This window comes from Paraburkholderia azotifigens (genome assembly GCF_007995085.1).
Classification (GTDB): Bacteria; Pseudomonadota; Gammaproteobacteria; order Burkholderiales; family Burkholderiaceae; genus Paraburkholderia; species Paraburkholderia azotifigens.
The window spans coordinates 1778165-1801681 of record NZ_VOQS01000001.1; the positions used below are offsets into that span (position 1 = coordinate 1778165).

The window sequence follows — 23517 nt, forward strand, 5'->3', positions numbered from 1 at the left end:
GATATTGTGCCATCTGACGCGTTGCGACCTTTTTACTCAAGTTCTCGCGCACGCGCGCCCTTACACTCGTTCGAGCTCAACCCACGCTCGCACGGCGCCTTCTGCTTCATCCGGGCATCAGAACGAGCCGCATTCTAAGCGGCTTGGCGCAATCAGGCGGGCGTCTGGAGACCGATCCGATGAACACCGCGCCTTCTTTCCCTTCGGCGGATTCGCTGTTCCGCCCCGACCTGCTCGCCAAGTACAGCGCGAACGGCCCGCGCTACACGTCGTACCCGACAGCGCTCCAGTTCCGTGACGACTTCTCCGCCGACGACTACCGCCGCGCAGCCGCCGACAAAGGCGCATCGGAAACCGGTCTCTCGTTGTACTTCCACATTCCGTTTTGCGACACCGTCTGTTTCTATTGCGGCTGCAACAAGGTGGTGACGAAGAACCGCGCGCGCTCCGCGCCGTATCTCGAACGGCTCAAGCGCGAGATCGCGCTGCAGGGGGCACTGTTCGACACCGCCCGGCCCGTGTCGCAATTGCACTGGGGCGGCGGCACGCCCACTTTTCTGTCGCACGACGAAATGTCGGAACTGATGGCGACGACGCGCGAGCACTTCCTGCTGCGCAGCGACGCCGAAGGCGAGTTTTCGATCGAAGTCGATCCGCGCGAGGCGCCGCCGAAAACCATCGTGCATCTGCGCAATCTCGGCTTCAATCGCCTGAGTCTCGGCGTGCAGGACTTCGATCCCGTCGTGCAGCGCTCAATCAACCGCATCCAGCCGCTCGAGATGACGGCGAGCGTGATCCGCGCCGCGCGCGCAACGGGTTTTCATTCGATCGGCGTCGATCTGATCTACGGTTTGCCGTATCAGACGGTGAGCAGCTTCAGCCGGACGCTCGATACGATGCTCGAACTCGCGCCCGACCGGCTCTCCGTCTTCGGCTACGCGCACATGCCGCAACTCTTCAAGATGCAGCGGCAGATGGACCCGTCCACGCTGCCGCCGCCCGCCGAGCGGCTCGCGATCCTGCAACGGGTCGTCGAGCGGCTCACGGAAGCGGGCTATGTGTATATCGGCATGGATCATTTCGCGCTGCCGACCGACGAACTCGCACGCGCGCAGGCGCAACGCACGCTGCATCGCAACTTCCAGGGCTACAGCACGCGCGCCGAATGCGATCTGATCGGCTTCGGGGCGTCGTCGATCGGCAAGGTCGGGGATGTGTACGCGCAGAACGCGAAAGACCTGACGGGATATGCGTCAGCTATCGACACGGGTGAACTGGCGATCACGCGCGGCGTTCGCCTGTCCGCCGACGACCGGCTGCGGCGCGACGTCATCACCCAGCTGATGTGCAACCTGGAGTTGCGTTTCGACGAATTCGAGGCCGCGTACGGCATCCGCTTTCAGGACACGTTCGCGCCGGAACTGGAGCGGCTGCGCACCTTCGAGGACGACGGGCTGGTGAAGATCGACGCACGACGGCTCGACGTGCAGGTGGCCGGGCGGATGCTCGTGCGCAACATCGCGATGGTGTTCGACCGTTATCTGGGCCAACAGGCGATGCAGCGGTTTTCGCGAACCGTCTAGCCGCGTCGGCTTGCCCGCGAACGGGTTTTCCGCCATAATCTGCGTCTTCGCGCGGCGTGAAGTCAGCCGCAAGCGTTTGTAGCAAGAAGTTTTGTAGCAAGAAGTGCCCAGGTGGTGAAACAGGTAGACGCAGGGGACTCAAAATCCCCCGCCGCAAGGCGTGCCGGTTCGAGTCCGGCCCTGGGCACCAGAATTCAGCTTCACCTTACCGAACCCGCGTTCATCCATCGGATGCCGCGGGTTTTGTATTTCCTGGCCGCGTCCGCTCGTCATCCGTGATCGTGGTGCGAAAAAGCAGAAAGCCGGATTGCCTTTCGGCCAATCCGGCTTTTGCTTCCACACACGTGCTCAGGTCAAACGTGCAACCGGGCAGATTCAGCGCCCGCCCACCGCACCCGCCAGCCGATGTGCAGCGGCGCGCCGGCGCTTCACCACATAGCCGATCCACATCACGAAGAGCCAGACGGGCACCAGCAGCACCGACACATTGAGTCCCGGCGTCAGCGCGAGAATCACGAGAATCATCGCCATGAACGCCAGACAAATCCAGTTGGCCGCCGGGAACCACAGCGACTTGAAGACAAGCTTCTCGCCCTGCGCCAGCATCGCGCGACGCGACTTCAGATGCGTCAGGCTGATCAGCGACCAGTTCAGCACCAGCGCGGCGACGACGAGCGCCATCAGCACGTCGAGCGCCCTGGCGGGAATCAGGTAATTGACGATCACGCACGCGAACGTCGCGAGCGCCGACAGACCGATCGCCATATACGGCACGCCGCGTTTGTCCACCTTCAGCAGCGCGCGCGGCGCGTTGCCCTGCTCCGCCAGACCGTACAGCATGCGGCTATTCGCATAGACGCCGCTGTTGTACACCGACAGCGCCGCCGTCAGCACCACGACGTTAAGCACATTCGCCGTCAATCCCGCGCCGATCTGCGAAAAGATCATCACGAACGGGCTGCCGCCTTCCGCGACCTGATTCCACGGATACAACGACAGCAGCACGACCAGCGAGCAGATGTAGAAAATCAGAATCCGGTAGATCACCTGGTTCACGGCTTTCGGAATGCTCTTCTGCGGATTGTCGGCTTCGGCGGCCGTGATGCCGATCAGTTCCAGCCCGCCGAACGAGAACATGATCACGGCGAGCATCATGAAGAGACCGTGAACGCCATGCGGGAAAAAGCCGCCGTGACTCCACAGGTTCGAGATCGATGCCTGCGGACCGCCGTTGCCGCTCAGCAGCAGATAGCCGCCGAACAGGATCATGCCGATCACGGCCACGACCTTGATGATCGCGAACCAGAACTCGGTCTCGCCGTACGCCTTCACGTTCGTGAGGTTGATCGCGTTGATCACGACGAAGCACACGAGCGCCGATACCCACGCGGGCACCTCCGGCCACCAGAAATGCACGTAGGTGCCGACGGCCGTCAGTTCGGCCATACTCACGAGTACGTACAGCACCCAGTAGTTCCAACCCGACAGGAAGCCCGGGAAATCGCCCCAGTATTTGTACGCGAAGTGGCTGAACGAACCCGCGACGGGTTCCTGCGCAACCATTTCGCCGAGCTGCCGCATGATCAGAAACGCGATGAAACCGCCGATCGCGTAGCCGAGAATCATCGACGGTCCCGCCGATTTCAGTACTCCCGCCGATCCCAGAAAAAGTCCTGTGCCGATCGCGCCGCCTAGCGCGATCAGCTGGATATGGCGGTTCTTCAGCCCGCGCTTCAGGCCGTCATGCTGCTGTTCATTACGTCCGGTATGTCCGTTACTCAAGATGTCTCACTCCACTGCATTGCACTCGACTGAACCCGCGCCGCGCCGATCCTGCCCGCGCGGAGAAAAACCGCAAATTGTACCCTTCGGCGCCGCGCTCACCCGCCGTGCCTGTCCGCGAGCGGCCAGAACGCCGTCCGTGCAAAGCACCCGGGCACATACGTCGATGCCGACGCGACGGATTTCCACGCTCCCGCCAAACCGATGCGCAACGTGTCCGAAAACTCCGTGTGATTGCGGTTGTCACCCTCGCTCGCGTTCGGTATGTTCGCAGAATCCCGTCCAGCCGATGGAGTCGCCATGTCGCCGAAACGTCTGCTCTATGCAGTTCTCCTTGGCGCGTGTGTCGCCACAACGGGCGTCAATGCGCAGACGGGACAGCCCGCGGCGCAGCCCGCGCCTTCGGCGGCACCCGCGCCCGACGAACAGCCTGCCGCGCCTGCGCCTTCTGCCGCCGAACCCGCTCCGCCGCCCGCTGCCGTACCGGCTCCTGCTCCTGCTCCTGCTCCTGCTCCTGCTCCTGCTCCTGCTCCTGCTCCTGCTCCTGCTCCCGCGCCCGCCCCGCCGCCGCTTCCGCGCCGCCGAGCGGTCCCGTGCAGAACATCGTGCTGGTGCACGGCGCGTTCGTCGACGGATCGAGCTGGAACGGCGTGATCGCCCGCTTGCAGAAGAAGGGATATCGCGTCGCGTCGGTGCAGATCCCCCTGACGTCGCTCGCCGACGACATCGCGGCCACCAAACGCGTGCTCGCCCAGCTCTCAGGGCCCACGGTGCTGGTCGGGCATTCGTGGGGCGGCTTCGTGATCACGGAGGCCGGCTCGGGCGCGGACGCGTCGAAGGTCGTCGGGCTCGTGTATGTGGCCGCGATCGCGCCGGACATCGGCGAATCGTCCGTCGAAATTCTCAAGCGCGGTCCGCAGATGCCCGCCGGCTCGGGGATGACGAAAGACAGCAGCGGCTTCATCTGGTTCGATCCCGCCCGCTACCACAACGATATCGCCGCTGACGTGCCCGAGAACCTGACCCGCGTGCTCGTCGCCGCGCAGCAGCCCATCGCGGCGAAATCCTTCGAAGAGCACGCGACTCAGGCTGCCTGGCGTTACAAACCGTCGTGGTACATCGTGACGACGCGCGACCGGGCCGTGTCGCCGGAAATCCAGCGCTGGATGGCGCACCGGATCGGCGCGACCATCGTCGAGACGCCGTCGAGCCATCTGGTGCCCGTTGCCCATGCGGGCGCAACGGCGGATGCAATCGACCGCGCAGCGAAGGAATTCGGCAAGGAGTAATCGCCTGCGGCGCGCTATGGCACGCAAGACATCACGATGAAGCCACGGCGCCGCCATCCGGAATCCGCGCGAGCCGCGCCGCGGGCGACATCGCGATGATCCACGCCTGCACGGCAAAGCCGAGCGCGGCCGCGACCAGACAGGCGTCCATGCCGAACCGTGCGCTGATCGCCGCTCCCAGCAGCGCGCCCAAAGGCCGCGCGCCGTAGGTCGCCGTGCTGTTGAGCGCCGACACGCGGCCCATCATGCCCGCGGGCGTGATCGCCTGACGCAGCGTCGTCGAGCCGACCGTCCACAGAATCGGACCCGCGCCGAGCAGGAAAAAGCTCGCCGCCGCGAGCCAGAACGACGGCACGGCGAGCGTCGCGACCATTGCGAGCGAAGCGGCGAGTCCGCAAAACGGCCCGACGATCAACGTGCGCCCGAACGTCACCCGCCGCGCGACGGACGGCGCGGCCAGTGCGCCGCACACCATGCCGATGCCGTACGCGCCGAGCGTCGCGCCCACGGCCGATGCGCTCAGTCCCAGCCGATGCACGGCATACGGCACATACACCGCCTGCAGCGTGAAGAAGCCGACGTTGAAGAACACGGCCGTCGCGAGCATCGGACGCAGCAACTGATCGCCGAACACGAAGCGCGCGCCGTCGCGCAGTTCGAGCATGAAGTGGCGTGTGGCCGTGGCCGCGCGCGGCGGCTCGCGCAAGCCCGCCAGCAGCGCCGCCGCCAACGCGGACAAGGCCGCCGCGCAGCCATACGCCCAACCCGCACCGATCCACCCGACCAGCAGCCCGCCGAGCGCCGGTCCCGCCGAATACGCGACGCTGCGCGCGAGCTCAATGCGCCCGTTGGCGGCGGCAAGCGCCTCGCGCGCGACGAGCGCGGGCACCAGCGCAGGCGCGGCGACGCTATACGCCACCGTGCCCGTTGCGCCGAGAAAGCCGAGCACGGCGAGCAGCGGCAACGTCAATGCATGCGATAGCACGAGCAGCAGCACGCTCGCCATCGCCAGCGCGCGCACGCCTTCCGACACGGCCATCAGCGCGCGGCGCGAGCGTCGGTCGGCGTACACACCCAAGGGGAGGGAGAGCAGCAGGAACGGCAAGGTCTGCGCCGCCTGCAGGAGCCCCGTGTCGCGTGCGCTCGCGCCTAGCGTGAACACGGCGACGAGCGGCGCGGCAGCCAGACTGATCTGCTCCGCCGACTGCGCGATCAGGTTCGACCACGCAAGCTGCTGAAACGGCGCGGGCAATGCGGTGCGAGAGCGAAGAAAGGGAAAACGCATCGGCGGCCTCCGTGACGCGATGACGAAAAACTCATCGTCACGGTTTCGCTCCGCCGTTGCGCTCCGCTTCTTGCTCTGTGATTCCGTCAGACCAGAGCGGGAAAGCCGCGCGCTTCAAGGCGCATACGACGCCGCCATGCCGCTTTCGAGCCCGTGTTCGAGCGTCGTGTGAATCAGAGAAAGACCGCGCGCGAGCGCATCGAGCGATGCCGCGCCGCTCATGCAGATGCGGATCGCGTGCGGCGCGGCATTGCGGCCGATCACGAAGCTGTCCGCCGTCTTCACGAGCACGCCTTCCTGCCGCAGTGCCGCCGCGAATTCCGCCGCGCGCCAAGGCTCGGGCAGCGGCAGCCACAGATGCGAACTGGTCGGCGCCTCGCGGTACGCGACGTCCGCGAGCGCATCGTTCGCAACCGCGTGCTCGGCGTCGATGCGCGCGCGCTGCAACGCATTGAGACGGTCCATCTCGCCGCTTTCGATCCAGCGCGACACGATCTCCGCCATCAGCGGCGCCGTCATCCAGCAGTCGCTGCGGATCACGGCGGCGATCTTCGAGCACCACGCGCTCGGCGCCTGCAGATAGCCGACCCGCAGCCCCGGCGCGACCGACTTCGAGAGCCCCGCGATCAGAAACGCCTGCTCCGGCATGCGCACCGCGAGCGGCTCGGGCGGCGTTTCCAGCAGCATTGCCGGGACGATGTCCTCGATCAGCAGCACGCCGTGCCGCTGCAGGATTTCCGCAACGGCATCGCGCCGCTCCGCCGACATCGTCGCCGTGGTCGGATTGTGGATGGTCGGCACACAGAAGATCGCGCGCGGATGCAGCGACTTGCACGCGAGTTCCAGCGCGGCCGGCACGAGCCCTTCCTGGTCGATTTCGACGCCGACGAGATGCAGCCGCAACTGACGCGCAAGCGCAATGATGCCGGGATAGCTGACCACTTCGGCGAGCACTGTGTCGCCTGGCCGCGTGACGGCGCGCAGCACCGACGCGAGCGCATGCTGTGCGCCCTGCGTGACGAGCACGCGCGACGCGCTCGCCGGGCTGCCCGCGCGGCCGAGCCATGCGGCGCCCGCGAGGCGATGGCGCATCGAGCCCGCTTCGGGCGCGTATTGCAGCAATTCGGCCGCCAGGCGCTGGTCGGTGGCGATGTCGGCGAGCGTCGCGCACAAGGCAGCCGCTTCTTCCGTCGATTGCGGGATGTTCTGGCCGAGGTCGATCAGCGGCGGCGCGCTGAGCGCACCGGGGCGCAGCGCCGCGTAGCCGTTGGCCACGGGCGGCAGTTCGCGCGAGCGCGCCTGCGCGACATACGTGCCGTCGCCGACGCGCGCATTCGCGAGCCCCTGCCGCTCGAGTTCGGCATAGGCGCGGCTGATCGTGCCCGTCGTCACGTGCAGTTCGCTCGCGAGCGAACGATGCGGCGGCAGCTTCTCGCCCGCGGGAAGCTGCCCGTTGAGGATGGCCTGCGCGAACGCGCGCGCAATGACCTGGTATTTCGGTTCGCTGCCCGCCTCGATTCTCGGCAGCCAGGCATTCATCGCCATGATGCGACGGTCTCCGGAAGTTCGTTGAGTTGTGTCATTCGGATGATACGCACTGCATATCCCCGAATTGGATGCAGTCATTTACTTTTATTGAAGCGATTGAGTTGCCTGCGAGGGCTTCATAGCATTGCGTCATTCTTATCCCATCTGAAACGCATTTCCGATGAATTGCATGCGGCACCGCATCATTCAATCGGGCAGCGCGGCATGGGATCCAGGCGAGGCGCCGAGGCGCCGACGCCGTTCAACAGGAGGAGACGCCTGATGGATCGTGAAGCAAGCCGGGCCGTGAGTCAGACTGCACACCGTGCACAGACGGCCCGGATCACCCGGATCGAGATTACGCATCACCAGCTGGTGCTCGATCCGCCCTTCCCCGCCTCCTGGGATAGCCAGCCGCGCCGCAAATTTCCCGCGACGATCGTGCGGGTGCACGACGACGCCGGCCGCGTCGGCTTCGGCTCCGGCGACGCGATGTACGGCTTCGCCGACTATCAGCATCTGTTCATCGGCGCCGATCCCCTCGATCTCGCGCGCCACAGCGCGGTGCTCGACAACATCGGCTTTCATGCGGGCCGTCCGTGGCCGCTCGATATCGCGCTGTGGGATCTCGCCGGAAAAATCCACGGCGAGCCGTGCTGGCGGATGGCGGGCGGGCGCGGCAAGCAGATTCGCGCGTATGCGTCGAGCGGCGTGCATCGCAAACCCGACGAGATGGCGCGCATGGCGCTGCATGTCGCGGAACGCGGCTTTCCCGCGCTCAAGATCCGCTTCGGGCGTCCGCAGCTGAAGGACGATTTCGCCGTGCTCGCCGCCGTTCGCGAAGCCGTCGGCGACGGGCTCGAACTGATGGTCGACTGCAATCAGGGCTGGCGCATGCCGTGGGACACGGCCGCGCCCTGGACCTTCGACGAAGCGCTCGGCGTCGCGCGCGAACTCGAAAAGCAGCGCGTCTACTGGATGGAAGAGCCGCTGCATCGCGGCGATTACGACGGCATGGCGCGGCTGCGCCAGGCGGTCGCGCCGGCACTGCGCATTGCAGGCGGCGAGATGACGCGCGAGCGCTACGAGTTCGACCAGCTGCTCGCGCGCGATTGCCTCGACGTGTATCAGCCGGACGTCGCGTGCTCGCTCGGCATGGAAGGGTTGCGCAAGCTCGCGCAAGCCGTCGAGGCGCGCGGCAAGGTCTTCACGCCGCACACGTGGGGCAACGGCATCGGCCTCGCCGCGAATCTGCATCTGACGGCGGGCGCCGCGAGCGCGCCGTTCATCGAATTTCCGTACGACCCGCCCGAATGGTCGATCGAGCGCCGCGACTTCATGCTGAAGAACCCGCTCGATATCGACAGCGAAGGCTGGATCACGTTGCCGGACGCGCCCGGCCTCGGCTTCGCGATCGACGAAGACATTCTCGCCGCGACGCTCAGTTCCAGCAGCACGTACGGCTGAAGCAAGACCTGAAAAGCGCCCGACGTCGGCGCCATGCATCCAATCACAATCGGAGACAAACCATGCAGATCAGATCCCTGATGCGCGCCGCCACGCTCGCGCTCGCAGCAAGCGCCTTATGGCCCGCCGCCGCTCACGCCGGCAGCTGGTGTTCGGCGGGCAAGCCCGTGCGTTTCGCGGGCGTCACGTGGGAAAGCGGCGCGTTCACGTCGGAAGTCTTGCGCTTCATCACCGAGAAAGGCTACGGCTGCAAGACGGACACGGTGCCCGGCAACACGGCGGCAACGGAAACGGCGCTGTCGCGCGACGATCTGCAGGTCTGGTCCGAACAGTGGACGGGCCGCTCGGAAATCATCGCGAAGGCGGTCGCGGATGGCCACGTGAAGCTGCTCGGCGACACGCTGCCGGGCGGCACCAACGAAGGCTGGTTCGTGCCCGAGTACGTCGTGAAGGGTGACGCGAAGCGCAACATCAAGCCCGTCGCGCCGAACCTCGTCTCCGTGAACGATCTGCCCAGGTACAAAGGCGTCTTCGAAGACGACGAAGAGCCGGGCAAGGGCCGCTTCCTGAACTGCCCCTCGGGTTGGGATTGCGAGCGCGTGAACCGGCGCCTGCTGAAGACGTTGAATCTCGACGATTCCTACACGGACTTCCGCCCCGGCACGGGTGCCGCGCTCGATGCCGCGATCGAATCGGCGTATGCGCGCGGCAAGCCGATCCTCTTCTATTACTGGGAACCGGCAGCGCTGATGGCGAAGTACAAGTTCGTCCAGCTGAAGATGCCGGCCTTCAGCCAGAAGTGCTGGGACACGCTGCGCGCGGACAACAGCGCGTCGCAGTGCGCGTCGTCGTATCTCGTTTCGCATCTCAAGGTTGGCGTGTCGACGCCGTTCTATCAGGCCGAGCCGCAGCTGATGGACACGTACTCGAAGGTCAGCTTCCCGATGGACTTCCTGAACAGGACCATCCTCGACATGACGAGCAAGAAGATCGACGGCCAGACGATGGCCAAGCAGTTCCTTCGCGAGCATCCGGAAATGTGGAAGGCATGGGTGCCGACTGACGTCGCACAGAAGGTTCAGGCTGCGCTCGCAGGCTGATCGACAGCGACGCGTCAATGACGCACCGGAGAGTTTCATGATGAATTCGATCTTCCTGCATCTGTCGATCGCCGACTGGGTGAACGACCATGTGCAATCGTTCGTCGCCGCGTACGGCGACAGCTTTCACGACTTCAGCACGGCGCTGCTGCGCTACGTGCTGGTGCCGCTCGAAGGCGCGCTGCGCGCGACGCCGCCGTGGGCGATCCTGATCGCCGTCGGGCTGCTCACGCTGAACGCGACGCGGCGTATCGGCATCGCGGGCTTCTTCGTGCTGCTGCTGTATGTGATCGGCTGCTTCGGGCTGTGGGACAAGCTGATGCAGACGCTCGCGCTGATGCTCGTCGCGACTGTGCTGTCCGTCGTGCTCGGCGTGCCGCTCGGCATCTGGGCGTCGCGCAGTCCGTGGATGCGGCGCGTGCTGCTGCCCGTACTCGACATCATGCAGACGCTGCCGAGCTTCGTGTACCTGATCCCCGTGCTGATGCTGTTCGGCCTCGGCAAGGTGCCCGCGATTCTCGCGACCATCATCTACGCGCTGCCGCCGCTGATCCGCCTGACCGATCTCGGCATTCGCCACGTCGATGCCGATGTGGTCGAAGCGGCGCGCGCGTTCGGCACGACGCGCTGGCAATTGCTCGTCAACGTGCAGTTGCCGCTCGCGCGGCCGAGCATCATGGCGGGCATCAACCAGACGACGATGATGGCGCTGTCGATGGTCGTGATCGCGTCGATGATCGGCTCGCGCGGACTCGGCGAAGACGTGCTTGCCGGCATCCAGACGCTCGATATCGGCAAGGGCATGCAGGCGGGTATCGCGATCGTGATTCTCGCGATCGTCATCGACCGGATCAGCCAGGGCTACGGGCAGGATCGACGCACGCGACGCCTCGTCGCGCAACGCCGCAAGGCGAAAGCGGCATCGCGCATTCCCTATCGCACTGCAGGCGCACGCGACGAAGAAGCGGCCTCGGCGGCAGGCACCGGAAACGCAACGCAGAGCGGCCTTGAAACCCGCACCGCGGATTGACTGAGGGCATGGACATGTCATCGATCGAAGTCAGGAACGTGTACAAGCTCTTCGGCCCGGAGGCCGGTCATCGCCGCGTGCTCGACCTGCTGAAGAGCGGCAGGAGCAAGGCCGAAGTGCTCGCGCAGACGGGCTGCAATGTCGGTCTCAACAACGTGAGCCTGCACATCGGCTCGGGCGAGATCTATGTGATCATGGGCCTGTCGGGCTCGGGCAAGTCGACGCTCGTGCGTCACTTCAACCGGCTGATCGAGCCGACCGCGGGCGAGATCGTCATCGACGGTTCCGACGTCATCAAGCTCGATGCGCACGGCCTGCGCGAGCTGCGCCGCTACAAGGTCAGCATGGTGTTCCAGAACTTCGGCTTGCTGCCGCATCAGACCGTGCTCGACAACACGGCGTACGCGCTGCGCACGCGCGGCGAAGGCAAGGCCGAGGCGAACGAGAAGGCGCGCACATGGCTCGGCAAGGTCGGGCTCGACGGTTATGGCGATCACTATCCGGACGAGCTCTCGGGCGGCATGCGTCAGCGCGTCGGCCTCGCCCGCGCGCTCGCCGCCGACACCGACGTGCTGCTGATGGACGAAGCATTCTCCGCGCTCGACCCGCTGATTCGCACGGAAATGCAGGATCAGCTGCTGCAGCTGCAGGCGACGCTCAACAAGACGATCGTATTCATCACGCACGATCTTGACGAAGCGCTGCGCATCGGCAACCGCATCGCGATCCTGCGCGACGGCACGCTGGTGCAGGAAGGCACGCCCGACGAAATCCTCACGAAGCCCGCCGACGATTACGTCGCGCGTTTCGTCGAGCGGAGGTCAGGCGCGCATTGAGTGCGCACCGGGCGCGAGCGGCGCAGTCCGTGCGGCAGGTAAAATGCTGGCAATGAAGGCGTTCTCCGGTGGTTCGGAGAACGCCTTTGACGTTTTGATGCCGCTTCTCTGCCTGGCCTTCCGCTCCCATGAATCTCGAAAGCGTTCTCTTCTCTCAAGGCTTCGGCTCGCGCCGCCAATGCCGCGCGATGATCGCCGACGGCCGCGTGTCGATCGGCGGCACGGTACTCACCGATGCCGATGCCGATGTCGACACGAAGGCGCTGGTGTTCGAAGTCGACGGCACCGCGTGGCCTTTTCATGAGCGCGCTTATATCCTGCTCAACAAGCCTGCCGGCTATGAATGCTCGCGCGATCCGCAGCATCATCTGAGCGTGTTCAATCTGCTGCCCGCGCAGTTCGCGACGCGCGGCATCCAGTGCGTCGGACGGCTCGATCAGGACACGACAGGCCTGCTGCTGCTCTCCGACGACGGCCAGTTCGTCCACGCGTACACGTCGCCGAAGCGCAAGGTGCCCAAGCTCTATCTCGCGACGACCCGCCATCCGCTCGACGACGCGCAACTGGCCGCGTTGCGTGAAGGCGTGCTGCTGCATGGCGAAGCGAAGCCGATCGCCGCCGTCGCCGCTCAGGCGCGCAGCGAGCGAGAACTCGAACTGACCGTGCTGGAAGGCAAATATCATCAAGTGAAGCGGATGGTCGCGGCGGCGGGCAACCGCGTCGAAGCGCTGCACCGCGAGCGGATCGGCGGCCTCGCGCTGCCGGCGGCGCTCGCCGAAGGCGCGTGGCAGTGGCTCGACGATGCGGACCTGGGTGCACTACGGAACGGGTAAACGACGAGCGCACCGCCCGCCTTGTCTCAAGTGCTTGAGACTACGTTGGATTCCGAACAAAACCGCGACAAAAACTTTCCGAAACGCTGCGACGCAGCATGCTTGCGTCGAACGCCCGTCCTATACTCGGATTAACAAAGATTACAAAGCAGGCAAGGAGGCGCCATGTTCACCTACGGCAACCTGGCGATGTCATACGGGATGATCGCGTTCATCGGTCTCGCGCTCCTGATGATGGGTGGCGTGCTGGCCATCATGCATCTCCGCCACCGGTACGAGCCGAACCTGATCGCTGCATTGATCGGCGCATTCTGTTGCTTCCTGCTGCTGGAAGCGCTACCTGCCCTCACCTGACCATCTGATCGCTCTGCTTTCCATCACGGCTTGCCTGCGCCCGGTTGCGTCCGCGCCGGGCTCGTGACCGTGCGCAGAAAATCGTCGACCTCCGGATAGCGCAAGCGCATGCGCAATTCGCGCTTCAGACGCGTGTTGAGCAGGCGTCGCGATTCGCGCATGAACGACAGCATCATCTCGCCGAGCTGCTGTTCGGCTGCATCGCGCGAAATGCGCGGCGCGCGTTCGACATCGAATGCATCCGCCACCCGGTCGAAGTAATCGCCCATTTTCAGCGTCGTGTCGTCGGATGCGTGAATCACGCGCGACGGACTGCCATGCGTCGACATGCGCAGCAGGATCGCGGCGAGATCGTCGGCATGGATGTGGTTCGTGTAGACGTCGTCTGCATCGACGAGCGCGGGCGTGCGCTTCTCCAGCCGCGCGAGCGGCAGCCGGTTGCTTGCGTAGATGCCCGGAATGCGCGCGATGCTCGCGGTGAGCATCCTCCGCGCGGCCGCACGGCGCAATTGTGTTTCCGCCGACACACGGCGTTTCGCGCGCTCGTTGGCGGGCGCGACGGGACGCGTTTCGTCGAGCCATGCGCCGCCGCAATCGCCGTAGACACCCGTCGTGCTCGCATAGACGACGCGCAAACGCCTTGCCGCATCATGGCTAGCCCGAACAGCCGGACTACCCCCGTCGGGTACAATACCGGATGCTTTGCGCGCACGAATGCCGTGCTGCGCGCGTCGCAGCCGCGCTGTCGCGACATGACGGGCACGGCGGATGCGCGGCGCCGTCAACGTAGCGATCAGCGCGCGCGTGCGCGTGTCCTCATCGCCGGTTTTTTGCGGAGGCGCGAGATGCAGCACGGTCGGTGCGAGACGGGCAATGCGCGAGAGGCTCGCGCGCACGTCGAGATCGCCGACAATCGGCGTGACGCCCGCCGCGCGCAGTTCGTCGCGGCGCGCGGCGTGACTCGTGAGCGCATAGAGGCGTGCGCGTCGTTGCAGTTGCCGCACACAGCGCATGCCGACATCGCCGCAACCGACGATCAGCACGCGCGGCCTGCGCATATTTCGTGTCGCTTTCATCGTGGACGCATTGTAGCTGCGATCCACGATACGCATTGGTTACCGACTCCCTGTCTCCGAAGATTGAACGCATATGGCATTTAACGTAACGCTCCGGCAAAGCGGCCGGCAGTTTCAGGTAGAACCCGACGAACCCGTGCTGACGGCCGCCCTTCGCCAGGGCATTGGCTTGCCGTACGGCTGCAAGAACGGCGCATGCGGCTCATGCAAGGGCGCCGTCGTCGCGGGAGAAGTAGAACAGCGTGCGCATTCGTCGTCGGCGCTGTCGAACGACGAAAAAACGCGCGGCATGGCGCTGCTGTGCTGTGCGACGGCCTGCACCGACCTCGAAATCGAGATCCGCGAAGTGACGGGCATCGGCGACGTGCCGATCAAGAAGCTGCCGTGCCGCGTGAACGCGCTCGAGCGCATGGCCGACGACGTCGTCGTGCTGAAGCTGCAGTTGCCCGCGAACGAACGCCTGCAGTACATGGCCGGTCAGTACCTCGAGTTCATCCTGAAGGACGGCAAGCGCCGCAGCTATTCGATGGCGAATGCGCCGCACGCGGAAGGCCCGATCGAACTGCACATCCGTCATATGCCGGGCGGCGCGTTCACGGACCACGTCTTCAACACGATGAAAGAGCGCGACATCCTGCGCTTTGAAGCGCCCCTCGGCACTTTCTTCCTGCGTGAAGAATCGGACAAGCCGATCGTGCTGCTCGCATCGGGTACGGGCTTCGCGCCGCTGAAGGCGATCGTCGAGCATGCCGCGTTCAAGAACATCACGCGCCCGATGACGCTGTACTGGGGCGCGCGCCGCAAGAAGGATCTGTACATGATGGAACTCGCCGAGCAATGGGCGCGCGAGATTCCGAACTTCAAGTTCGTGCCCGTCCTGTCCGAGCCGGACGCGGACGACGCATGGACGGGCCGCACGGGCTTCGTTCATCGCGCCGTCATCGAAGATCTGCCAGACTTGTCGGCGTATCAGGTGTACGCGTGCGGCGCACCTGTCATGGTCGAGTCGGCGCAGCGCGATTTCACGCAGCATCATCGCCTGCCGGAAGACGAGTTCTATGCGGATTCGTTCACGAGCGCGGCCGATCTCGCGAACCCCGTCTGATCGTTGCGCAGTCATCCGCATCGACTGCTTTACGGACACGGAAACCGGCCGGCGAGTGTGAAGACATGCAAATTGCAGGTTTACACGGGCGCCGGCATTGTCGTATTCTTTCGCGCATGAACCGCATCCTGTCCGAACTTCGACGTCGCCGCTCGCCGCTCCCCTAGGGGCGCCGCTGGCTTCGTCACGGATTCGCGCGAACAACGCGCAAGCAGTTCGAATCATGAAAGCCACGGCATGCCGTGGCTTTTTGTTTTTCTGCCGTTCTCTTTCTTTCCGTTGCTGGGCCATTTTGTCCGAGGCGGTTTCTTATCCCTGTTTGCCTGGAGCCTGTAGCCATGAATTTCAATGAGTATCCGATCGATTCGCTGATGTACATCACGAACCGGCCCGAAATCGTTTTCACGCACGGCAAGGGCTCGTGGCTCTATGACAACACCGGCAAGCGATATCTGGATTTCATTCAGGGCTGGGCGGTAAACAGCCTCGGCCATTGCAACGACGGCGTGATCGAAGCGCTCACGCAACAGGCGCGCACGCTGATCAATCCGTCGCCGGCGTTCTACAACGAGCCGATGGCGAAGCTCGCGGGCCTGCTCACGCAGCACAGCTGCTTCGACAAGGTGTTCTTCACGAACAGCGGCGCCGAAGCGAACGAAGGCGCGATCAAACTCGCGCGCAAGTACGGCAAGAAGTTCAAGAACGGCGCGTACGAGATCATCACGTTCGATCACAGCTTCCACGGCCGCACGCTCGCGACGATGTCGGCGAGCGGCAAGCCGGGCTGGGACACGATCTATGCGCCGCAGGTGCCGGGCTTCCCGAAAGCCGACCTGAACGACATCGCGTCCGTTGAGAAGCTGATCACCGACAAGACGATCGCCGTGATGCTCGAGCCGATCCAGGGCGAAGGCGGCGTGATCCCTGCCACACGTGAGTTCATGCAGCAGTTGCGCGAGCTGACCACGAAGCACAACCTGCTGCTGATCGTCGATGAAGTGCAAAGCGGCTGCGGCCGTGCGGGCACGTTGTTCGCCTACGAGCTGTCGGGTATCGAGCCGGATGTGATGACGCTGGCGAAGGGCATCGGCAGCGGCGTGCCGCTAGGCGCGCTGTTGTGCAAGAAGCATGTCGAAGTGTTTGAAGCGGGCGATCAGGGCGGCACGTACAACGGCAATCCGCTGATGACGGCAGCCGGCTATTCGGTGATCTCGCAGTTGACGGCGCCCGGCTTCCTGGAAGGCGTGCGGGCGCGCGGCGAGTATCTGCGCGCGAAGCTGCTGGAACTGTCGGCAGAGCGCGGCTTCGAGGGCGAGCGCGGCGAAGGTCTGCTGCGCGCGCTGCTGCTCGGCAAGGATATCGGCAACCAGATCGTCGAGAAGGCGCGACTCATGCAGCCTGACGGCCTGCTGCTCAACGCGGCGCGTCCGAATCTGCTTCGCTTCATGCCTGCGCTCAACGTGACGACGGAAGAGATCGATCAGATGATGTCGATGCTGCGGTCGATTCTGGACACACTGTGATAGACGCGCCACTGTCGATCCGCGCGTTCGATGCGGCCGACACCGATGCTGTGATTGCGTTGTGGCTCGAAGCGTTCCCGGAGTATCGGGATCCGGACAGGCCGCAGCGTAATCCGCATCTGTCGATCGTGAATAAGCTCGGGACGCAGCCCGAGTTGTTCTTCGTTGCGGTTAAGGATGCTTTTGTCGTCGGCACGGTGATGGCTGGGTACGATGGGCATCGTGGATGGCTTTATTCGCTTGCCGTGCTGGCTGCTGAGCGGCGTCAGGGAATTGGTACGCGGCTCGTGCAGCATGCCGAAGCTGCTCTTGCTGCTCGCGGTTGTCCTAAAGTGAATCTGCAAGTGCTCAGCGCGAAGGCCGATGTGCGCGGGTTTTATGAGGCGCTCGGGTATCGGATGGATGATGTTGTTAGTCTTGGGAAGCGGCTCGATTTTGTCTGCGACGCTGGGTAGGTTTTTGGTTTTTGGTTTTCGTTTTCGGTTTCGCTTTCGCTTTCGCTTTCGCTTTCGCCGGCATCCGCGTTTTCGTAGCGGTTTGCTAGCGTCGCCCCTGTGCGGGGCGGCACCTACTTTTCTTTGCAGCGGCAAAGAAAAGTAGGCAAAAGAAAGCCGCTCACCCCGCTAATTCTTGTGTTTGCCTGCGGGCCCCCCACGGGTCCCGCACTCCAGACGGCAACGCAGTTTTCCACGCGTGTTGCCAGCGCCTCTAACAGGCGCCTCACCCACTCCAGTCACCCGTAGCGCAGCCAGCGGCAGCGCATCGTCTGCGCCGCCCAGGTGGCAAACTGTGTGTAGCTTGTCGCACCTCACGCGTTGGCGCTCCTACGACACCGATCCCGCTTTTCAGTCCGGAGTGGTGTACTTACATCGCGACGGCCTACACACCGTTTGCCACCTGGGCGGCTGTGGATTTATCAGTAGCGCGGTCCGTGACGCGGGATTGTGAAGCGGGTGAGGCGTGAGTTAGTACGCGGGCAACGGGCGTGAGACGGTGCGATGCCGTGTGGAGTGCGGGACCCGTGGGGGGCCCGCAGGCAACGACTAGGACTGGCGGTGTGAGCCCGCTTTCTTTGCTTACTTTCTTTGCGGCGGCAAAGAAAGTAAGTGCCGCCCCGCACAGGGGCAACGCCTGAAGCACCGATACGAATTCGCAGATGCGAGCGACGAAATCGCGGATGCCAGCGACGAAATCGCGGATACGAGCAAACCGCGGCTGCCAGCGCAGAAAAAAAAGGCCACATGTTCATCACATGCAGCCTTTCCATCAAAGGTCAGGAGGACCAAAAAGCCCGCCCTGCAAGGGCAAAATCACTCACCCAGATATGCCGCCCGCACCTTAGGATCATCGAGCATCTGCTTGGCGTCGCCGGACATGGTAACCGTCCCGGAATCCATCACATACCCGCGATCAGCGGCCTGAAGTGCAAGACGAGCATTCTGCTCAACCAGCATGACGGTAATGCCTTCCTTGGAAATTTCGCGCACCACTTCGAAGATCTTCTCGACCATGATCGGCGACAGACCCATCGACGGCTCGTCGAGCAGCAGCAGCTTCGGCTTCGAGATAACGGCACGCGCCATCGCCAGCATCTGCTGTTCACCACCCGACAACGTCCCAGCCAACTGCGTCGCACGTTCCTTCAGACGCGGGAAGAAGCCGAACATCCGCTCGACATCCTTCTTGATGCCTTCCGTATCGCTGCGCAGATAAGCACCCATCTGCATGTTCTCGACGATCGACATGCGCGCAAAGATCCCGCGGCCTTCCGGCACCATCGCCAGACCGCGCTTGAGCAGTTCATGCGGCGGCACGCCCTTGATCGACTGACCCATGTACTCGATATCGCCAGCCGAATAAGGCTTGAGGCCGGTGATGGCCTTCATGGTCGTCGTCTTGCCCGCGCCATTGGCGCCGATCAGCGTCACGAGTTCGCCCTGCGCGATCTCCAGGTCGACGCCCTTGACGGCCTGAATGCCGCCGTAGTTGACCTGGAGGCCCTTGATTTTCAACATTGCCGTAGCCATCAGTGAACCCCCGCGCCCAGATATGCCTCGATCACCTTCGGGTCCTTCTGCACGTCATGCGGCAGCCCTTCGGCGATCACCTTGCCATAGTCGAGCACCGTCATCCGGTTGCACAGACCCATCACCAGTTTCACGTCGTGCTCGATCAGCAGGATCGTCTTGCCGTCCGCACGGATCTTGTCGAGCAGCTTCGTCAGTTCGACCTTCTCCGTCGCGTTCATGCCCGCTGCCGGTTCGTCGAGTGCGAGCAGCTTCGGATCCGTCGCCAGGGCGCGTGCGATTTCCAGACGGCGCTGGTGACCGTACGACAGGTTGCGCGACGTGTAGTCCGCGTACTGCAGCACGCCGACGTATTCGAGCAGTTCCAGCGCGCGTTCCTTGATCTCGCGCTCTTCCTTGCGCTCAGCGGGCGTCTGGAACACGGCGCCCAGCAGACCGTGCTTCGTGCGCACGTGGCGGCCGACCATCACGTTTTCCAGCGCGGTCATGCCGCCGAACAGACGGATGTTCTGGAACGTACGCGCGATACCCGCCTTCGCCACCTGATAGACAGCGGTCGGCGTGTACGGCGTGCCGTCGAGCTTGAACTCGCCCGAATCCGGCGTGTAGAGACCAGTAATCACGTTGAAGAACGTTGTCTTGCCGGCGCCGTTCGGGCCGATCAGACCGTAAATCGTGCCTTCCTCGATCTGAAGGCCGACATCCGACAATGCCTGCAGACCGCCGAAGCGCTTGTTCACGCCCTTCACGGACAGACGGATTTGTTTGTCGCTCATGTTGTGTGCCTCTCTGTCCGTTTAAGCACGCACCGGCTTCTTGCCGTTGCGCTTCGCAATCTTCGCGATCTTGTCTTCGTGCTTCGGCGACGGCCACAGGCCTTCCGAGCGGTACAGCATGATCAGCACCATCGCGAGTGCGTAGACGAGCTGACGGATCACTTCCGTGTCGACGACTTCGTGACCGAAGATCAGGTGTTGCAGCGGACCCATCGTCGAGCGCAGGAATTCCGGCAGCACGGCGAGCAGCACCGCGCCGAGAATCACGCCCGGAATGTGGCCCATGCCGCCCAGCACCACGGCCGCTAGCACGACGATCGATTCCGGCAGCGTGAACGATTCCGGCGACACGAAGCCCTGGAACATGCCGAACATCGAGCCCGACAGGCCGCCAAACGACGCGCCCATCGCGAACGCGAGCAGCTTCACGTCACGGGTGTTGATGCCCATCGCCTTCGCGGCAATTTCGTCTTCGCGGATGGCGGCCCATGCGCGGCCGATGCGCGAGTGCTGCAGACGCGTACACACCCAGATCACGAACAGCGCGCACAGCACGAACACGTAGTAGTACGCGTACACCGACGGGAACTGGAAGCCGAACAGCGAGTGCGTCTGCGCGAGGCTGAAGTCGCCGACGTGGATCGGGTCGATGCCCGTGATGCCCTTCGGACCGTTGGTGATGTTGGCCGGACGATCGAGGTTGTTCAGGAAGATCCGGACGATTTCCCCGAAGCCCAACGTCACAATGGCAAGGTAGTCGCCACGCAGACGCAGCGTCGGCGCACCGAGAATCACACCGAAGAACGCAGCGACCGCCATTGCGCACGGCACGATGATCCAGAACGGCACGTGCAGCCCGCCCGGCGCGAGATGCGCGATCCATTCGAATTGCGAAGACAGGTGCGGCGAACTCAACAATGCGGCCGTGTACGCGCCCACCGCGTAGAACGCGATGTAGCCCAGATCAAGCAGGCCAGCGAAGCCGACCACTACGTTGAGACCTAGCGCGAGCATCACATACAGCATCGCGAAGTCGAGCACGCGGACCCAGTAGTTGCCGCCGGCGGTGCCGATGATGAAGGGCGCGGCGATCACGAACACGGCGGTGATGATGCCCACCACCAGCGTCTTCGTCATATTCCGTTCAGGGATGAGCGTCGTGGACGGCTCGATCGGTTGAATTGAGGTCATTGTGTTTGCTCCTTTCCCTTACGCACGATCCGCGACACGTTCGCCCAGCAGGCCCGACGGACGGAACACCAGCACGATGATCAGCACAATGAACGCGAACACGTCCTGATAGTTACTGCCGAACACGCCTCCCGTGAGGTTGCCGATGTAGCCGGCACCCAGCTGTTCGATCAGACCGAGAATCACGCCGCCGACCATTGCGCCCCCGAGGTTGCCGATACCGCCGAGCACCGCCGCCGTAAATGCCTTCAGGCCAGGGATGAAGCCCATGTAGAAGTGCGCGTTGCCGTATTCCGACGCGATCATCACGCCTGCGAGCGCGGCGAGCGCCGAGCCGATCATGAAGGTCGCCGAGATCACGAAGTTCGGGTTCACGCCCATCAGCGAGGCGACGCCCGGGTTCTCGGCGATCGCGCGCATCGCGCGGCCGAGCTTCGTCCTGTGCACGAGGAGCAGCAGGCCCGCCATCACGAGGAACGCGACGACGATGATCACGATTTCAGTCATCGAGATCACGGCGCCCGGCGTGGTGTCCGTAGCCTTGATCACGTTGAGGGGATCGGTGGGCAGCAGCTGCGGGAACGGCAGCGGGTTGCGCGACCAGATCATCATCGCGAGCGTCTGCAGCAGGATCGACACGCCGATCGCGGTGATCAGCGGGGCGAGACGGGGTGCCTTGCGCAACGGCCGGTAAGCGACGCGCTCGATCGTATAGCCGACCACCGCACACACGATGGCGGCGATCACCAGTGCGATGCACAGCGTCGGCACATTGCCGAGACCAGGGAAGTGGTTCTGCAACACACCGATGGCCGAGAGCGCGACCATCGCGCCCACCATCAGCACGTCGCCGTGCGCGAAGTTGATGATGCCGAGAATGCCGTACACCATCGTGTAGCCCAGTGCGATGATGGCGTAGACACTACCAAGCACCAGTCCGTTGATCACCTGCTGGATGAAAATATCCATTTAATGCTCCTTGGCCCGTGCGACTGGATTCACGCTCGTCATCTGCCGGTTGGCGCTGATGATTCACGCAAATCGCAACGGCACTGCGGGTACTGATATAAAAGACCGGTAAGGGTTATCTTCATCGACCGCTCGTGGCCGCTGGATTGCAGCGGCCCGCGCGCTCGACGCGGATGCAAAAACGGCACCGTCGGATGGTCCGGTGCCGTCAGGCTGTACGTCCCGTCATTACATCTTCACGACGTCGAGGACCGCTTTCTTGCCGTCCTTGAAGTCGTAAAGCGTAATAGCGCCTTCTTTCAGGTCGCCCTTGTCGTCGAATGCGATGTGGCCGATCACACCTGTGTAATCGGTCGAAGGCATCGCAGCGAGCACCTTGGGCGGCTCAATCGAATTGGCGCGCTTCATTGCATCGACGATCACGTATACAGCGTCATACGTGAACGGCGCGTAAATCTGCACCGGCGTGTGGAAGCGTGCGTCGTACTTCTTTTCGAAGTCCGCTCCCCTTTCCATCTTCGAAAGCGCAAGGCCTGCTTCCGAACACACGAGGTTCTGGACAGCACTGCCTGCCAGTTCCCCTACCTTGTCGGTGCACACGCCGTCGCCGCCAAGGATTTTTGCCCTGATTCCGAGCGCGGCTGCCTGTTTTGTGAACGGCCCGCCCGTTGCATCCATGCCGCCGAACATGATGGCGTCCGGCTGGGCACTTTTGATCTTTGTGAGGATGGCCCGGAAATCCGTGGCCCGGTCATTGGTCGCCTCGCGCGCAACGATCTTTGCGCCGCCCGCTTCCGCCGTCTTCGCGAATTCGTCTGCAAGACCCTTGCCATAGGCAGTCGCGTCATCGACGACGGCGATCCGTTTCGCGCCGAGTGCTTTCGTCGCGTAGTTCGCCAGTGCCGGGCCCTGCTGCGCATCGGTCGCGACGACCCGGTAGGTCGTCTTGAAGCCCTGCTGCGTGTAGGCCGGGTTCGTCGACGACGGCGAGATCTGCACAATGCCCGCGTCGCTATATATCTTCGAGGCCGGAATCGATACACCCGAATTCAAATGCCCGACGACAGCCACCACCCGATCGTCCACCAGCTTCTGCGCGACTTGCGTGCCCGTTTTCGGATCGCCCGCATCGTCCTGCGCGTCGAGTTGCAGCTGGATCTTGCGGCCGTCGATGGTCAACCCCTGCGCGTTGATCTCTTCAATAGCGAGACGCGCCCCGTTTTCATTATCCTTCCCCAGATGTGCAATGCCGCCCGTCAATGGGGCCGCATGACCGATCTTGACGACAGTCACTTCGCTTGCAGGCGCCGCCGACGCTGCCGTTGCAGCCGACGCGCTCTTGTCCGCTTCGCCATCGTTCTTTTTGCTGCACGCGGTCATCGCAACCGCGGCCGCGATGGTCACGGCACAAGCAAACTTGACTCGCATTAAATAGGTCTCCTGCGCCTTGCAAAATCTGGCGTTTCAAGGCGCTCAAGCCCTGAGAACGCGCGCATTGTAACTCCAATTCTGCGACGGGCAATATTGTTGAATGCGCAGGGTTTTCCTGCATTGCAACCGCTTTCCGAGCCCATTAGCGCGTCTATGTTGCAACCTGGTTGCGCCAGATTTTCGTGCATCAGTTGCACCATCAACGATATCGCGCAACACCAGTTGTTGCAGCAATTTCCGCCTCAGCCCGATGCTGCGGACTTCGGCACATTAGCCCGTCTCAATAATGCGCCGGACCGTGAACGCACCGATTTTGTGCGATGAAACGGCAAA

The 23517-nt window shown here is 63.7% G+C and carries 20 protein-coding genes and 1 tRNA gene; 12 read left to right on the top strand and 9 right to left on the bottom strand.

Annotated features, from left to right (window positions below; genetic code table 11):
• Positions 1-179: 179 nt before the first annotated feature.
• Together hemN and FRZ40_RS07915 are read left to right on the top strand one after the other, a co-directional pair.
• A complete protein-coding gene (gene hemN, locus FRZ40_RS07910; protein WP_147233808.1) occupies positions 180-1583 on the top strand; it encodes an oxygen-independent coproporphyrinogen III oxidase in 1404 nt (467 codons plus the stop codon).
• 105 nt (positions 1584-1688) lie between these two features.
• Positions 1689-1773 (top strand) — tRNA-Leu (locus tag FRZ40_RS07915).
• A 185-nt stretch (positions 1774-1958) separates the two neighbouring features.
• Here FRZ40_RS07915 and FRZ40_RS07920 read toward each other — a convergent pair.
• Complete coding sequence (locus FRZ40_RS07920; RefSeq protein WP_147233809.1) at positions 1959-3365, bottom strand: amino acid permease; 1407 nt, start codon at positions 3363-3365, stop codon at positions 1959-1961.
• Between the two features lie 593 nt (positions 3366-3958).
• On the opposite strand from FRZ40_RS07920, the gene FRZ40_RS07925 reads away from it, so the two are divergent.
• Complete coding sequence (locus FRZ40_RS07925) at positions 3959-4654, top strand: alpha/beta fold hydrolase (RefSeq protein ID WP_338048133.1); 696 nt, start codon at positions 3959-3961, stop codon at positions 4652-4654.
• 31 nt (positions 4655-4685) lie between these two features.
• Here FRZ40_RS07925 and FRZ40_RS07930 read toward each other — a convergent pair whose 3' ends face one another.
• Together FRZ40_RS07930 and FRZ40_RS07935 are read right to left on the bottom strand one after the other, a co-directional pair.
• The gene (locus FRZ40_RS07930; protein ID WP_147233810.1) at positions 4686-5939 is read right to left on the bottom strand and encodes an MFS transporter; all 1254 of its coding nucleotides are present in this window, start codon (positions 5937-5939) and stop codon (positions 4686-4688) included.
• A gap of 114 nt (positions 5940-6053) precedes the next feature.
• Positions 6054-7484: an aminotransferase-like domain-containing protein gene (locus tag FRZ40_RS07935; RefSeq protein ID WP_028368397.1), complete on the bottom strand. Its 1431-nt coding sequence runs from the start codon at positions 7482-7484 to the stop codon at positions 6054-6056.
• A gap of 264 nt (positions 7485-7748) precedes the next feature.
• Between FRZ40_RS07935 and FRZ40_RS07940 the strand changes: the two genes are divergently transcribed.
• From FRZ40_RS07940 to FRZ40_RS07965, 6 genes are all read left to right on the top strand, one after another.
• Positions 7749-8933 carry a mandelate racemase/muconate lactonizing enzyme family protein gene (locus FRZ40_RS07940; protein WP_147233811.1) on the top strand — a complete coding sequence of 395 codons (1185 nt, stop codon included), beginning with the start codon at positions 7749-7751 and terminating at the stop codon, positions 8931-8933.
• 62 nt (positions 8934-8995) lie between these two features.
• Positions 8996-10033: an ABC transporter substrate-binding protein gene (locus tag FRZ40_RS07945; protein WP_147233812.1), complete on the top strand. Its 1038-nt coding sequence runs from the start codon at positions 8996-8998 to the stop codon at positions 10031-10033.
• 40 nt (positions 10034-10073) lie between these two features.
• Positions 10074-11063, top strand: a complete 990-nt coding sequence (locus tag FRZ40_RS07950) for an ABC transporter permease (protein ID WP_147234791.1) — start codon at positions 10074-10076, stop codon at positions 11061-11063.
• Between the two features lie 14 nt (positions 11064-11077).
• Positions 11078-11899 carry a quaternary amine ABC transporter ATP-binding protein gene (locus FRZ40_RS07955; RefSeq protein ID WP_081767568.1) on the top strand — a complete coding sequence of 274 codons (822 nt, stop codon included), beginning with the start codon at positions 11078-11080 and terminating at the stop codon, positions 11897-11899.
• Positions 11900-12027: 128 nt separating this feature from the next.
• A complete protein-coding gene (locus FRZ40_RS07960; RefSeq protein WP_028368401.1) occupies positions 12028-12732 on the top strand; it encodes a pseudouridine synthase in 705 nt (234 codons plus the stop codon).
• A 165-nt stretch (positions 12733-12897) separates the two neighbouring features.
• Positions 12898-13086 carry a hypothetical protein gene (locus FRZ40_RS07965; RefSeq protein WP_028368402.1) on the top strand — a complete coding sequence of 63 codons (189 nt, stop codon included), beginning with the start codon at positions 12898-12900 and terminating at the stop codon, positions 13084-13086.
• 23 nt (positions 13087-13109) lie between these two features.
• Here the strand turns inward: FRZ40_RS07965 and FRZ40_RS07970 are convergent, their stop codons facing one another.
• Positions 13110-14162, bottom strand: a complete 1053-nt coding sequence (locus tag FRZ40_RS07970) for an NAD-dependent epimerase/dehydratase family protein (protein ID WP_147233813.1) — start codon at positions 14160-14162, stop codon at positions 13110-13112.
• Between the two features lie 73 nt (positions 14163-14235).
• Between FRZ40_RS07970 and FRZ40_RS07975 the strand changes: the two genes are divergently transcribed.
• The 3 genes from FRZ40_RS07975 to FRZ40_RS07985 all read left to right on the top strand — a co-directional run bounded on the left by FRZ40_RS07975 (position 14236) and on the right by FRZ40_RS07985 (position 17245).
• Positions 14236-15267, top strand: a complete 1032-nt coding sequence (locus FRZ40_RS07975; protein ID WP_028368404.1) for a CDP-6-deoxy-delta-3,4-glucoseen reductase — start codon at positions 14236-14238, stop codon at positions 15265-15267.
• A gap of 338 nt (positions 15268-15605) precedes the next feature.
• On the top strand, positions 15606-16790 hold the full coding sequence (locus FRZ40_RS07980) for an acetylornithine transaminase (RefSeq protein WP_028368405.1): 1185 nt from the start codon (positions 15606-15608) through the stop codon (positions 16788-16790).
• Positions 16787-17245, top strand: coding sequence for a GNAT family acetyltransferase (locus FRZ40_RS07985; protein ID WP_147233814.1), 459 nt, complete (start codon positions 16787-16789; stop codon positions 17243-17245). Before FRZ40_RS07980 ends, FRZ40_RS07985 begins: the two co-directional genes overlap by 4 nt.
• 855 nt (positions 17246-18100) lie before the next feature.
• On the opposite strand, the gene FRZ40_RS07990 is transcribed toward FRZ40_RS07985, so the two are convergent.
• The 5 genes from FRZ40_RS07990 to FRZ40_RS08010 all read right to left on the bottom strand — a co-directional run bounded on the left by FRZ40_RS07990 (position 18101) and on the right by FRZ40_RS08010 (position 23181).
• Entirely contained in the window at positions 18101-18817 is a 717-nt protein-coding gene (locus FRZ40_RS07990) for an ABC transporter ATP-binding protein (RefSeq protein ID WP_012400004.1), read from the bottom strand.
• Positions 18817-19593, bottom strand: a complete 777-nt coding sequence (locus FRZ40_RS07995; protein WP_007586207.1) for an ABC transporter ATP-binding protein — start codon at positions 19591-19593, stop codon at positions 18817-18819. The genes FRZ40_RS07990 and FRZ40_RS07995 overlap by 1 nt, the downstream gene beginning before the upstream one ends.
• Before the next feature lie 21 nt (positions 19594-19614).
• Positions 19615-20784: an ABC transporter permease subunit gene (locus FRZ40_RS08000; protein ID WP_028368407.1), complete on the bottom strand. Its 1170-nt coding sequence runs from the start codon at positions 20782-20784 to the stop codon at positions 19615-19617.
• Between the two features lie 18 nt (positions 20785-20802).
• Positions 20803-21753, bottom strand: coding sequence for a branched-chain amino acid ABC transporter permease (locus FRZ40_RS08005; protein ID WP_028368408.1), 951 nt, complete (start codon positions 21751-21753; stop codon positions 20803-20805).
• Between the two features lie 228 nt (positions 21754-21981).
• Entirely contained in the window at positions 21982-23181 is a 1200-nt protein-coding gene (locus FRZ40_RS08010; RefSeq protein WP_028368409.1) for a branched-chain amino acid ABC transporter substrate-binding protein, read from the bottom strand.
• Positions 23182-23517 lie beyond the last annotated feature (336 nt).